This window comes from Halalkalibacter sp. HAAS-P014 (genome assembly GCF_056619965.1).
The window spans coordinates 15,784-29,472 of sequence record NZ_JBWQTV010000005.1 but is presented as its reverse complement, the minus strand read 5'-3'; the positions used below and the strand labels follow the sequence as shown (position 1 = coordinate 29,472).

Annotated in this window: 13 protein-coding genes; all 13 read right to left on the bottom strand. The window is 38.0% G+C overall.

The genetic code is table 11. From position 1 onward, the window contains the following. Positions 1 to 2: 2 nt before the first annotated feature. Entirely contained in the window at positions 3 to 1,574 is a 1,572-nt protein-coding gene (fliF, locus tag AC1FXZ_RS03910; RefSeq protein WP_480051195.1) for a flagellar basal-body MS-ring/collar protein FliF, read from the bottom strand. A 34-nt stretch (positions 1,575 to 1,608) separates the two neighbouring features. Then, entirely contained in the window at positions 1,609 to 1,908 is a 300-nt protein-coding gene (fliE, locus tag AC1FXZ_RS03905) for a flagellar hook-basal body complex protein FliE (RefSeq protein ID WP_480051193.1), read from the bottom strand. A gap of 11 nt (positions 1,909 to 1,919) precedes the next feature. Beyond that, positions 1,920 to 2,372: a flagellar basal body rod protein FlgC gene (flgC, locus tag AC1FXZ_RS03900; protein WP_480051517.1), complete on the bottom strand. Its 453-nt coding sequence runs from the start codon at positions 2,370 to 2,372 to the stop codon at positions 1,920 to 1,922. Between the two features lie 8 nt (positions 2,373 to 2,380). Next, positions 2,381 to 2,776 (bottom strand): flagellar basal body rod protein FlgB, encoded by a 396-nt coding sequence (gene flgB / locus AC1FXZ_RS03895; RefSeq protein WP_480051191.1) that lies wholly within the window; start codon positions 2,774 to 2,776, stop codon positions 2,381 to 2,383. A 319-nt stretch (positions 2,777 to 3,095) separates the two neighbouring features. After that, positions 3,096 to 3,875: a GTP-sensing pleiotropic transcriptional regulator CodY gene (codY, locus tag AC1FXZ_RS03890; protein WP_480051189.1), complete on the bottom strand. Its 780-nt coding sequence runs from the start codon at positions 3,873 to 3,875 to the stop codon at positions 3,096 to 3,098. 17 nt (positions 3,876 to 3,892) lie between these two features. Next, entirely contained in the window at positions 3,893 to 5,284 is a 1,392-nt protein-coding gene (gene hslU, locus AC1FXZ_RS03885) for an ATP-dependent protease ATPase subunit HslU (protein WP_480051187.1), read from the bottom strand. A 29-nt stretch (positions 5,285 to 5,313) separates the two neighbouring features. Next, entirely contained in the window at positions 5,314 to 5,859 is a 546-nt protein-coding gene (gene hslV, locus AC1FXZ_RS03880) for an ATP-dependent protease subunit HslV (RefSeq protein ID WP_480051185.1), read from the bottom strand. A gap of 20 nt (positions 5,860 to 5,879) precedes the next feature. Continuing rightward, positions 5,880 to 6,779 (bottom strand): tyrosine recombinase XerC, encoded by a 900-nt coding sequence (gene xerC, locus AC1FXZ_RS03875; protein WP_480051183.1) that lies wholly within the window; start codon positions 6,777 to 6,779, stop codon positions 5,880 to 5,882. A gap of 72 nt (positions 6,780 to 6,851) precedes the next feature. Continuing rightward, on the bottom strand, positions 6,852 to 8,159 hold the full coding sequence (trmFO, locus tag AC1FXZ_RS03870; protein WP_480051181.1) for an FADH(2)-oxidizing methylenetetrahydrofolate--tRNA-(uracil(54)-C(5))-methyltransferase TrmFO: 1,308 nt from the start codon (positions 8,157 to 8,159) through the stop codon (positions 6,852 to 6,854). 210 nt (positions 8,160 to 8,369) lie between these two features. Then, a complete protein-coding gene (gene topA, locus AC1FXZ_RS03865; RefSeq protein ID WP_480051179.1) occupies positions 8,370 to 10,445 on the bottom strand; it encodes a type I DNA topoisomerase in 2,076 nt (691 codons plus the stop codon). Between the two features lie 146 nt (positions 10,446 to 10,591). Continuing rightward, positions 10,592 to 11,464, bottom strand: a complete 873-nt coding sequence (dprA, locus tag AC1FXZ_RS03860) for a DNA-processing protein DprA (protein ID WP_480051177.1) — start codon at positions 11,462 to 11,464, stop codon at positions 10,592 to 10,594. Between the two features lie 68 nt (positions 11,465 to 11,532). Then, entirely contained in the window at positions 11,533 to 12,447 is a 915-nt protein-coding gene (gene sucD / locus AC1FXZ_RS03855) for a succinate--CoA ligase subunit alpha (protein WP_480051175.1), read from the bottom strand. A 19-nt stretch (positions 12,448 to 12,466) separates the two neighbouring features. Next, positions 12,467 to 13,627: an ADP-forming succinate--CoA ligase subunit beta gene (gene sucC, locus AC1FXZ_RS03850; RefSeq protein ID WP_480051173.1), complete on the bottom strand. Its 1,161-nt coding sequence runs from the start codon at positions 13,625 to 13,627 to the stop codon at positions 12,467 to 12,469. Positions 13,628 to 13,689 lie beyond the last annotated feature (62 nt).

Genomic DNA, 13,689 nt, shown 5'->3' with positions numbered 1-13,689 from the left:
TCCTAATCTTCCGATAACCATGTACGTAATAACTTCGAAAATTCATCCGGCTTTTCTTTTGCCATTTTCTCTAGCTGTTTACGTTTTGTTGCTGATAAACTATCCTCTTCATTTGGAAGATCTGGTACTTCATATCTAACTTCTTCTTCTACAAACTCTTCTTCATTTACTACCTTGCTCTTTCTAAACAACAAGAATACGAGAATTAAAATAAGTGCGATCAGTATTCCTCCAACCACATACATCCACGCCGGAATAGCTTGGATCGGTTGTTGATCAAGTGTAACTTTTCCGTCAAATGGTTGTGAAGAAACAATAATTTTTTCATCTATTGCTTCTTGAGTAAGCTCTTCAGCATAAACACCCGAGATACTCGTACGAACGATTGTCCCTAACATTTGCGAAATGTCATCCATTCTATCTTGTGGCAAAACATCTAATCCATCTGGAGGTTCTACCATTACTTGAATACCAAGATCACGAATTTTATAAGGGCTCTCTACAATATCACGGTTTATACGATTCACTTCATTATTAATACGATCTTCAGTTCGTTCCCATTCTGATGGGCCTTGACCAGTTCCCCCAGGGAAATTAGGAATTTCATCTCCTGCTCCAACGACACCACCTTCAACAGTGCCTTCACCTTCATATGTCTCAGCAATCCTTTCAATACTAACTGCGATACCTTCCATATTTTCGGGATCCACTGGTTCAACTAATGCTTCAGTTCGATTTTCTTGAGTGAAATCTATATCAGTTGATACCGAAACAATCACCTTATCATGCCCTACAACAGTTCCTAACATTTGTTGAAGGTTTCGTGTTAGATCACGCTCAATCTCACGTTGAATTGACCTTTGCTGTTCATAGGCAGAAAACGTCGAACTATGATCATTACCCTCATATAAATAATCATTAAACATCTGATCAGAAATGACGATATTTTCTATAGGGAGGTTTGGAACACTTTTCGATACAAGGTGAAAAAGCGCTTGCACTTGTGTTGGTTCCAGCTGGTAACCAGGTGATAAATCTAGTACAACAGCAGCAGTCGCGGACTCAGTTGCTGCATTTAACCATACACTTTCTTCCGGTAAAGTGATCATGACATTTGCGTTATGAACTCCATTAATGTTCCTTATTAAATTACCTAATTCAGTTTGCATAGCAGCCCTTTCCATAACAGAAAACTCGCTATCAGTCATCCCAAAGCCCATTTGGTCTTGAAAAAAACTATAGTCAATTGTTCCACTTCTCGGAAGGCCTTCTGCCGCTAGTTCAACCTTTAGTGAATCCACTAAAGGTTCTGGTACCATAATAGTCGTCCCGTTATCAGAAATGGTCGAAGGTATGCCACGCGCATCTAAAGTTTCTTTAATTTGTCCCGTCTCTTGCAAAGTTAAATTATTATAAAGAGCAACATAATTTGATCTAGATACAAAAAACACCAAAAGGATCAGAAGCACTATGACTAAAATAATAGAACCGATCAAAATACCTTTTTGTTTATTTGTCCGACCACTCCAATATTCTGTGAGGTGCTCTTTATAGCTTATTAATTTTTCGTTCATGTGGTCTCCTTCCTCCAAAAACGGACTTTCGAAATTACACTTGCATTCTCATTATTTCTTGATAGGCTTCAACCACTTTATTTCGCACTTCAACTGTTGCTTGTAGTGTAATGCTTGCTTTTTGTCCGGTAATCATTACATCATGTAAATTATCAATTTCTCCCTTTGCAAGAAGCTCTGTTTTTTTAGCAGACTCTTGTTGTATCCCATTCACATCTTTTATAGCTTGACTTAATGCAGTTTTAAAAGTATTTTGTGCCTCTGCTGGTGTATATTTAGGTTTTGTTAATGTTGTGGGTTGTAAAAGTGTTGAATGTACACCTTGTATATTCATAGATAACTCTCCTATTTACCAATTTCTAAAGCTTTTAATAACATATTTTTAGAAGCATTTAAAGATGTTACATTCGCTTCGTAAGAACGAGTAGCACTCATTAAATCAACCATTTCTCTCAGAGGGTCTACATTAGGCATTTGAACATACCCTTGTTCATTAGAGTCCGGATGTTCAGGGTTGTACACTAATTTAAAAGGCGTCTCGTCTTCGATAATTCCAGAAACCTTTACCCCACTACCAATGTCATTAGTAGATTCATTGAGTGCTCTGTTTAAAAATTGTGCAAATGGCTGTTTCTCATTAGGTTGCATCACAACCATTTTCCTCCGATACGGTTGCCACTCCCCATCAACAATTGATGCTCTAGTTGTTTCAGCATTCGCCATATTAGCAGAGACAACATCCATTCGTAAACGTTGTGAAGTTAATGCAGAAGCACTTGTGTTAAATCCAGTAAAAATAGACAAATTTAATTCCCTCCTCTAATTACAGTTTGTAAACTAGAAAACCTTCCATTGATTCGATCAATTAGAGAATTATAATAGATTTGATTTTTTGCTAAGTTCGCCATTTCCAAATCAATATCAACATTATTTCCGTTATGGTTATACATTGTTTGCCTATTAGTTTGAACGAATGGTTCGGTTAATCTATTGCCAAATTCAAAATGCCTTTCTTCTGTCCTATTCGCTTTCAAAGAATTATTCACTGCTTCATTTAATGTATGCTTAAAGCTAACTTGTTTAGCTTTGTAATTTGCTGTATCTACATTTGCAATATTTTGCGTAATCGCTTGTTGTCGCAATTGAGAACCGGCAAGTCCCCTTTCTAGTACTTGAAACGATTTACTTCCAAAAAGATCCACGACACATCACCTTTCGACACATTTTACTCATCCGACATTTTTTTCATTTTCACATGTTTTCACATACTATCTATGAGAATTGTATTAAATCCAACTCTAAAAGTCTAACACCGATTTCTGGTAGTGTTCAATTCGAGATAAAAGAACCAAAAAATAAAGAGGACTTTAGTAACATAACACTATGCGTATGTTGTTATTTATTGTCGATTTGACCCAATTTTCGACTTATTTATACAATTATACAAGGGGAAATCATATCATATTTCAGTAGAATAGAACAAAAAAAGAACGTAATTAATACGTTCTTTTTTCAGCTTATTTACTTTGCTTTCAACTTATCTAATTCTAATAGAAACTTGTCATTCAGGACCTTAATATAAGTTCCTTTCATCCCTAATGAACGAGATTCAATCACACCAGCACTCTCTAATTTACGAAGAGCATTTACAATGACTGAACGCGTAATACCAACACGGTCAGCTATTTTACTTGCAACAAGCAAGCCTTCTTTCCCATCCAATTCATGGAAGATATGTTCAACTGCCTCAAGTTCACTATATGAAAGTGAGCTGATAGCCATTTGAACAACCGCTTTACTTCTTGCTTCTTCTTCAATTTCCTGAGTTTTTTCATGAAGAATTTCCATCCCAACAACAGTTGCACCATATTCAGCTAAGATAAGATCATCATCGTTAAAAGAATCATTCAAACGTGCAAGGATTAGCGTTCCTAGACGTTGTCCCCCACCTTGAATTGGAACAATTGTCGTTAGACCCTTGCTAAATAATTCCTTATTCTCAACAGGGAAAGCAGTATATTCACTTTCAATATCAAGGTTAGATGAAGTTTCATCAATTTTGAAGAGGCCATCTGTGTATTCTTCTGGAAAACGACGTTCTTCTAACATCTTTTTCATACGCTCATTTTCAATTTCTTGTTTAATGGCATAACCTAATAACTTACCACGACGACTAACAACAAATATATTTGCACTAATTGTATCGCGAAGCGTTTCTGCCATATCCTTAAAATTCACATGCTGTACACCTGTTTTTTGTAACATTTCATTAATTTTTCTTGTTCTTGTTAGTAAATCCATAACTGCCTCCTACTACTTTACAAAATAAATTGGCTAAGATCTCGATTTTTTGCAATAGAAGCTAACTTTTCTTCTACATACTCTGGTGTAATAACAATCTCTTCTAAATTTATATCTGGTGCTTCAAAGGATAGATCCTCAAGTAATCTTTCGAGAATCGTATGCAATCGTCTTGCACCGATGTTCTCCGTTTCTTGATTTACTTCTGTTGCAATTGTCGCAATCTTATGAACAGCTTCGTCTGAAAATGTAACTTTTATACCTTCTGTTTCTAGAAGTGCCACATACTGTTTAATTAAAGCATTATTTGGTTCAACTAAGATGCGAACAAAATCTTCAACAGTTAAATTGGCCAGCTCTACACGGATAGGAAAGCGACCTTGCAGTTCAGGTATAAGGTCGGATGGTTTTGCTATATGGAAAGCTCCTGCACCTATAAAAAGGATATGATCAGTCTTAACAGAACCATATTTTGTTACAACAGTGGACCCTTCTACAATCGGTAAGATATCACGTTGAACCCCTTCACGTGAAACATCTGCTGACTGTTGACCTTTACTAGCAACTTTATCAATTTCATCGATGAATATTATTCCGAGTTGCTCAGCTCGTGATACAGCGTCCTGCGTCACCTCATCCATATCAATTAATTTTTGCGCCTCTTCTTCCGTTAAGACCGCCCTAGCTTCCGAAACTGGTAAGCGTCGTTTTTTTCTTTTTTTAGGTAACATTCCACCAAGCATTTCCTGCATATTCATGCCCATTTGTTCCATGCCTTGCCCTTGAAACATATCCATAAAACTTTGTGACTGTTCATCTACTTCCACAGTCACCAAATGATCTTCAAGCTCTCCTAACGCAAGCTTATGTGCCATTTGACGACGTTTTTGTGATAGATTTGCGTCTTCACTTTGATCTTCTTCTACCTCTTGTGCACCTTGTTGACCGAATATCATCTCAAATGGATTTTTATAAGAAGACTGCTTTTTTGCTTGAGGAACAAGCAAATCAACAATTCGCTCATTTGCATTCGTTTCAGCTTGTGAACGTACCTTATGCATTTTTTCTTCTTTTACAATTCGGACACTTGTTTCTACTAAATCCCTGATCATTGATTCAACATCTCGTCCAACATATCCAACTTCAGTGAATTTTGTAGCCTCTACCTTCACAAATGGTGCTCCTACTAACTTAGCTAATCTACGAGCAATTTCAGTTTTCCCAACACCAGTTGGTCCGATCATCAAAATGTTTTTGGGTGTAATTTCATCCTTCATCTTCTCTTCAAGTAAACTACGGCGATAACGATTGCGCAACGCAATTGCAACCGATTTCTTTGCTTCTTCCTGTCCGACAATGAACTGGTCCAAACGGTTAACAATTTCTCGAGGAGTTAGATTTGACTTCACATTACCACTCTCCTATTTGGTATCACACACTAGTTTAGTTCTTCAACAACAATATTTAAATTTGTGTAAACGCATATTTCTCCAGCTGTTTCTAAAGAAGCTTGCGCAATTTCTTTAGCTGATAAATTAGGCGCATGCTTCTTTAACGCTCGTCCTGCTGACAATGCATAATTTCCACCCGACCCTATCGCAAGGATTCCATCATCTGGCTCGATGACTTCTCCTGTCCCTGAGACAAGCAATAAGTGCTCTTTATTCATCACGATTAACATAGCCTCAAGTCTTCTCAAAACTTTATCGCTTCTCCACTCTTTTGCTAATTCAACAGCAGCACGTTGGAGATTGCCATTATACTCCTCGAGACGACTTTCGAATTTTTCAAACAAAGTAAAAGCATCAGCCACCGAACCAGCAAACCCAGCAATCACCTTGCCATGATAAATAGTACGCACTTTCTTTGCAGTATGTTTCATCACAACAGCATTTCCAAACGTTACTTGACCATCACCAGCCATTGCGCACTTTCCATTGTGCCTGATTGCAAATATTGTTGTAGCATGAAAAGTTTGATCCATCATTATCCTCCTTACACCCTTCAAGACCTTGGATGAGAATGTTTATATACTTCTCGCAAACGATCTTTTGTAACATGTGTGTAAATTTGCGTTGTTGATAAATGCTCATGGCCTAGTAGCTCTTGCACCACTCTTAGATCGGCTCCATTATTTAACATATGTGTTGCAAACGAATGTCTGATATCATGAGGTCGAAGTCGTTTGCTACTAACCTGTTGCATCCTCTTTTGAACAATCGTTCTTATACTGCGATCTGAGAGTGTTCCACCACGGTAATTTAAAAACAATGAAGTATTATTGCTTTGCTTTGCTTTCGTTAAAAGGTCGTTTCTTCCATTTTCAATATACTTCTGTAAAGCATCTATTGCAAATGCTCCAATCGGTGTATACCGTTCTTTCCGTCCTTTACCAACCACTAACACTGTTCCAATTGCAAAATCTATATTATCAATTTGCAATTGGCTGCACTCACTTACTCTCATGCCCGTTGCATAAAGCAGCTCCAAAATAGCCCGGTCTCTTTGATCAATTGGTTTCAGTCCTCTTAATGAGTCAAATAACTCCACCATCTCCTCTTCATAGAGAAAATGGGGTAGGCGATCCTCATTTTTAGGTAAAACGACTGACATGAATACATTTTCTTTTACCCGATTCTCCCTCATATGAAACATATAAAAACTTCTTAATGCAGATATCTTTCTTGAAACGGTTTTTCTTGAATATTGCTTATCAAACATAAGTGATAAATATCCTCGGACAGTTTGCACCGTCACGTCAGAAAAGGAAAAAATTCCACGGACGTTCATAAATTCCATAAAGTCGTATATATCTCTTTTATAATTCGTAACCGTATGTATAGAACTATTCTTTTCTAATTGTAAATATGAAACAAATAAATTTACCCAGGACTGTTCATTCAACTTAAAACACTCCTTTTAACACTCGCAAAGCTACTAAATTCTATCATGATTTAGTAGCTATGACAACGATATTTACACTTTTTTCACAAAATTCTGAATCGCATTCAACGCTCTGTTCGCCAAATGTTCATACCTTTCTTTTTTGTCACGAATTCGTTCTTCTAATGGCGGCAAAAGACCAAAATTTGCATTCATAGGTTGAAAATTCTTTTTATTCGCTGTTGTGATATAGGCAGCCATACTTCCTAAAACAGTTGTTTCCGGAAAAGTAATTAATTCTTCCCCTTGTACATATTTAGCAGCATTGATTCCTGCTACTAATCCAGCTGCTGCAGATTCCACATATCCTTCTACTCCTGTTATTTGTCCAGCAAAGAATAAATCATCGCGATCCTTATATTGATATGTAGATTTAAGCAAATTAGGAGAATTAATAAACGTATTTCGATGCATTACTCCATAACGAACAATCTCTGCATTTTCTAAACCTGGAATCAACTGCAATACTTCTTTTTGAGGTCCCCATTTCAGGTGCGTTTGAAATCCAACAATGTTATACAGTGTACCTGAGGTATTATCTTGTCTTAATTGGACAACAGCAAAAGGCCTCTTACCTGTCTCAGGATGCTCTAATCCCACGGGCTTCATTGGTCCAAAAAGCATTGTTTTTCTTCCACGCTTTGCCATAACTTCTATTGGCATACATCCTTCAAAGAAGATTTCTTTCTCGAACTCTTTTAGAGGTACCGTCTCTGCCTCTATGAGAGCATTATAAAAACGATCAAATTCTTCTTCTGTCATTGGGCAATTTAAGTAAGCAGCCTCTCCTTTATCATATCTCGACTTCTTATAAACTTTTGTCATATCAATCGAGTCTGTTTCAATAATTGGTGCTGCCGCATCATAGAAATATAAGTATTCCTCTCCAGTCAACTCCTTAAGTTCCTTAGAAAGATGCTCTGATGTTAAAGGACCTGTTGCTATAATCGTCGGGCCTTCAGGAATCGAAGTTATTTCTTCATTGAATACAGTCACATTCGGGTGATTTCGAACTCGATCTGTCACTGTCCCGGCAAATTCATGCCGATCAACTGCTAATGCCCCTCCTGCAGGCACAGAGGCACCATCAGCCGCCTCAATGATTACTGAGTCTAAATTACGCATCTCTTCTTTTAGAACGCCCACGGCATTAGTAAGCGCATTCCCTCTTAACGAATTACTACAAACCAATTCAGCAAATTTATCAGTATGGTGAGCCGGCGTTTGCTTTACCGGACGCATTTCATATAGATGGACCGAAACACCACGCTTAGCAAGCTGCCAAGCAGCTTCACTACCTGCAAGCCCAGCGCCGATCACGTTAACATGTTGCTCAGACAAAAAAATCCCTCCAACTTCACATTAGAAATGAGGGTGACTCAAAAAGAGATCCAATTCGTTAGTAGCACTCGAGTTAGTGCGTATTATACACCAACTTGTATTGTGCCAGTTTACGAATCAGACTCTTTAGTTGCTGAGCCACCCTCTCTCATCAATAAACTATATTATCACAATCCAAGAGCCAACTTCAAGATTTGTATATTCAAGTCTTTAATTGGCATCTTCTTTGTAATCACAAGCTGAGCATTCCACATGAACACCCTTTTTCGTCTTCTTCTCTACAAGCATCTTTTCACACTTTGGACAAGGTCTTGCAATCGGTTTATCCCATGAGATAAATTCACATTCAGGATATCTGTCACAACCATAAAAGATACGTCGTTTTTTACTCTTTCGTTCTACAACGTTACCTTCTTTACAAGAAGGACACTTTACACCTATTTCTTTCACAATTGCTTTAGTATTGCGACAGTCTGGGAAGTTAGAACACGCCATAAATTTACCGTAACGGCCCATTTTATAAACCATCTCATGACCACACTTCTCACAATCTTCACCAGCCGGCTCATCTTTAATTTCTACTTCTTTCATTTCTTCTTCTGCAACTGCTAAACGCTTTTCAAATCCATTGTAGAACTCATCGATAATACGTATCCATTCCTGCTGTCCTTCTTCAATTGAATCTAAATCATTTTCCATTTTCGCTGTAAATTCTACATCAAGGATCTCTGGGAAGAATTCAACGATAAGTTCCAATACGATTTGTCCAAGTTCTGTCGGCACAAACCTCTTATCCTCAAGGGAAACATAACCTCTTCTTTGAATCGTATCTAAAGTAGGTGCATAGGTTGACGGGCGCCCTATCCCAAGCTCTTCCATCGTCTTTACAAGTCTAGCTTCAGTATATCTAGGCGGTGGTTGTGTGAAGTGTTGATTCGGCTCAATTTCCACTTTTTCAACCTTATGCCCTTCTTCTAGATTAGGAAGTAGTCGATCTTCTTCTTTTTTACCGTCATCGTTTCCTTCAATATACACTTTCATAAACCCGGCAAACTTCACTTTTGAACCCGTAGCTCTAAACTGGACACCATTTTGTTCAATATCAACAGTCATTGTATCCATTATTGCCGGTGCCATTTCACTTGCAACCATTCTTTCCCAAATAAGCTTATAAAGTCTTAACTGGTCCCTAGATAAGTAACTTTTTACTGTCTTAGGATCTTTAAAAACTGAAGTTGGTCTAATTGCTTCGTGAGCATCTTGAGCTTTTTTATCTTTTTTAACTGCACGCTTTTCTTTCCTTATATACTCCTCACCAAACGTTTGTTCAATGTATTGCTTTGCCTCTTCTTGAGCTGTCTCAGATATTCGAGTTGAGTCCGTACGCATGTACGTGATCAAACCAACTGCTCCCTCTTTCTTATCAAGCTCAATTCCTTCATACAATTGTTGGGCAATCATCATTGTTTTCTTTGCGCGAAAGTTTAGCTTACGAGCGGCTTCTTGTTGAAGGGAAGAAGTAGTAAAGGGAGCAACTGGATTACGTTTACGCTCCTTCTTTTTTACAGAAGCTACGTCAAATTGATTACTCGTTAATTTGGCAAGAATTTGCTTTACTTCATCTTCTGACTTTAACTCTTGTTTTTTCCCACTTATACCATAAAACTTTGCATCAAACGTTTCGCCCTCAAGTGAAAACTGAGCCGGAATACTCCAGTACTCTTCAGGGACAAAGTTTTGTATCTCATTTTCACGTTCAATGATCATCTTAACAGCAACGGATTGAACTCGCCCTGCACTTAATCCCTTTTTTACTTTCTTCCATAATAATGGACTAATATTGTATCCAACTAAACGATCAAGAATTCTCCGTGCCTGTTGGGCATCAACTAAATCCATATTTATTGGTCTAGGTGTTTTGAAAGCGTCCTTAATCGCTTGTTTAGTGATTTCATTAAAAACAACCCTACATTCTGAGTTTTCATCAATAGATAAACTGTGAGCAAGATGCCATGCAATCGCTTCACCTTCTCTATCGGGGTCAGCCGCGAGGTAAATTTTCTTCACTTTTTTTGCGGCGGTTTTTAACTCTTTTAAAACGGGACCTTTTCCACGAATTGTAATGTACTTGGGCTCATAACGGTTTTCTACATCTACTCCCATTTGACTTTTTGGTAAGTCTCTAACATGTCCCATTGAAGCTTTCACAATAAATTTTTTCCCTAAATATTTTCCAATGGTCTTTGCTTTGGCGGGAGATTCAACGATTACTAAATAATCGGCCATGTAAGCAACTCCCTCTCTCTCGAAGATAATATTAAAATCTTCCCTATTATTAAACACACTTTTGCTATTTGTCAAACAGAAGTTAACAACAACCAGAACAAAAAGAGGTTGTTTTTTGTCGAAAAAACAGTTTTTATTAAATTTTTTTACTCTAACTCTTGCAAAATATCTTTCTCATCTATTACTAATTTAGCTCCTTGTTGGATTAATAGGTTGGTGCCTTTTGATTGTGGAGAGAAGATAGAACCCGGAATTGCAAAAACGTCTCTTCCTTGCTCTAATGCTTGATCTGCCGTAATTAGTGAACCACTTTTTTCTTTCGCTTCAACCACAAGTACCGCTTTAGATAAGCCACTTATGATCCGATTCCGAGCAGGAAAATGCCATTTTTGGGGTGGTGTATTAGGTGGGTATTCTGAGAGGAGAAGATGATTTTTCGACATTTGTGAGAATAAATGAAAATTTTCTTTCGGATAGATATGAGCCAAACCTGAACCGAGAACAGCTATTGTTTCACCTCCAGCTTTTATTGCCTGAGAATGAGCTAACGAGTCTATTCCACGAGCGAACCCACTAACGACCGTCCAATTCTGTCTTGAGATCTCAGGGATAAGGGCTGAGACTGTTTGAATACCTATTTTCGTAGGCAGTCTAGTACCTATGACAGCCAAACGCCTTTCTGACTTGATTATTTTCTTTGCTCCAATTCCGTATAAAACCAATGGTGGGTCATAAATTTCTTTTAACAACAAGGGGTAATCGTGATCAAGCAGTGTAATTGTAAATATACGCTTTGAATGAAGGCTAGCGAGGGTGTGATCAGGGGTAGTTGCATGTAAATACTTATATAGGATCTCGGCTCGCTCAAAGGGGATCAAGAACTGCTCTGAAAGATCCTTTATTGAAAATTGATAGACATGCTTTAACTCGGGGTCTTGAACCAAGATTGTACGTAATAGAGCCCTTGTCATAACTGGACAACTATGGACGTGAATTAACCGTTTTCTTAAGTCAGGCATTATTCTACCATCTCCTTATAGCAATAAGAAGAAAGCCCTCTAGTGAGAGGACTTTCTTCTTATTTACATTAGTTCGTTACTTTATGCGTTGTGCACTTTTCAAGCAATCCTTGCTCTTTTAGTGCAGAGATTAATGTTTCACCCATTACTGATGGTGTTTCAGCTACTTTAATACCGCAGTTTTCCATTGTTTTGATTTTTTCTGCTGCTGTACCTTTTCCACCAGAAATAATCGCACCAGCGTGTCCCATACGTTTTCCTGGAGGCGCTGTTTGACCACCAATAAATCCAACAACTGGTTTTGTCATATTTGCTTTTACCCATTCAGCAGCTTCTTCCTCAGCTGTTCCACCAATTTCACCAATCATGATAACAGCATACGTGTCTGGATCTTCATTGAATAAGTTAAGTACATCAATAAAGTCAGTTCCATTAACCGGGTCACCACCGATACCTACAGCTGTTGATTGTCCGATACCATTCGTTGATAATTGGTGAACCGCTTCATACGTAAGTGTACCAGAACGAGAAACTACGCCAACATGACCTTTTTTATGGATGTATCCTGGCATAATACCAATTTTACATTCTTCAGGCGTAATAACACCTGGGCAGTTCGGTCCCACTAAACGAGTTTTCTTGCCTTCCATATAGCGTCTTACGTTTACCATATCTAAAACAGGAATTCCTTCAGTAATACAAATTGCTAAATCTAGTTCTGCATCAGTTGCTTCCATAATAGCATCTGCAGCAAATGCAGGTGGAACATAAATAACTGATGCATTTGCACCTGTTGCTTTCACAGCATCTTCAACTGTGTTGAATACTGGAATTCCTTCAACTTCTGTACCACCTTTACCAGGTGTTACTCCACCAACAATATTTGTACCGTACTCAACAGCTTGTTGTGTATGGAACAAACCTGTTGCTCCTGTAATCCCTTGCACAATTACTTTTGTATCTTTGTTAATAAGGATACTCATTCTCTCATGTCCCGCCTTTCTATTTCACTAATGAAACGATTTTTTGTGCGCCATCAGCCATTGAATCCGCAGCTGTAATGTTCAATCCTGAATCTTTAAGGATTTGTTTACCTAAATCTACATTTGTTCCTTCTAAACGAACAACTAGAGGAATTTCAAGACCTACTTGTTTTGTAGCCTCTACAACACCCTCAGCGATAATGTCACACTTCATAATACCACCAAAGATATTAACGAAAATACCTTTAACACTATCGTCAGAAAGGATGATCTTAAACGCCTCTGTTACCTTTTCTGCAGTAGCACCGCCACCTACGTCAAGGAAGTTAGCCGGATCACCATTGTAATGTTTGATGATGTCCATCGTTGCCATCGCTAGACCAGCACCATTAACCATACAACCAATATTTCCATCTAATGAAATATAGCTTAGATCATATTTCGAAGCTTCGATTTCCTTTTCATCTTCTTCTTCTAGGTCACGATACTCTAAAATGCCTTTTTGGCGATAAAGAGCATTTGAATCAAAGTTCAATTTTGCATCTAATGCCATAACTTTACCATCACCTGTTGTGACAAGAGGGTTAATTTCTGCAATCGAGCAATCTTTCTCAACAAATACTTGATAAAGACCTAGCATAAATTTAACGGCTTGACCCACAAGTTCCTTAGGAATATTTATGTTAAACGCAAGACGACGCGCTTGGAATCCTTGAAGACCAACTGCAGGATCGATTACTTCTTTAAAAATTTTCTCAGGAGTTGCTTCTGCAACTTCTTCAATTTCTGTTCCACCTTCTTCAGAAGCCATCATTACTACACTTGAAGTTGCACGATCTAATACTAAACCAATGTAGTATTCTTTTTTAATATCGCACCCTTCTTCAATTAGTAAGCGCTTTACCTCTTTACCTTCTGGTCCGGTCTGGTGAGTAATTAACGTCTTACCAAGAATTTCATCAGCATATGTACGAACTTCATCTAAATTCTTTGCGACTTTTACACCGCCAGCTTTCCCACGTCCACCTGCATGGATTTGTGCTTTTACAACATTAACACTTGAACCTAATTCCTTTGCTGCTTCAACTGCTTCCTCAACAGAAAACGCTACTTTCCCATTAGGAACAGCAACACCATACTGGCGTAGAAGCTCTTTCCCTTGATACTCGTGGATATTCATTCTCTCTCCATCCTCCTATCAACTGCATGTAATTTCATTCCATTCTTCACTTTTATGTGAAT

Bases quoted from the DNA above. Each gene is read 5' to 3' on its own strand.
- codY (WP_480051189.1), bottom strand. From the start codon at position 3,875: ATGGATTTACTAACAAGAACAAGAAAAATTAATGAAATGTTACAAAAA.
- topA (WP_480051179.1), bottom strand. From the start codon at position 10,445: ATGGCCGATTATTTAGTAATCGTTGAATCTCCCGCCAAAGCAAAGACC.
- fliF (WP_480051195.1), bottom strand. From the start codon at position 1,574: ATGAACGAAAAATTAATAAGCTATAAAGAGCACCTCACAGAATATTGG.
- dprA (WP_480051177.1), bottom strand. From the start codon at position 11,464: ATGCCTGACTTAAGAAAACGGTTAATTCACGTCCATAGTTGTCCAGTT.
- fliE (WP_480051193.1), bottom strand. From the start codon at position 1,908: ATGAATATACAAGGTGTACATTCAACACTTTTACAACCCACAACATTA.
- hslV (WP_480051185.1), bottom strand. From the start codon at position 5,859: ATGGATCAAACTTTTCATGCTACAACAATATTTGCAATCAGGCACAAT.
- sucC (WP_480051173.1), bottom strand. From the start codon at position 13,627: ATGAATATCCACGAGTATCAAGGGAAAGAGCTTCTACGCCAGTATGGT.
- sucD (WP_480051175.1), bottom strand. From the start codon at position 12,447: ATGAGTATCCTTATTAACAAAGATACAAAAGTAATTGTGCAAGGGATT.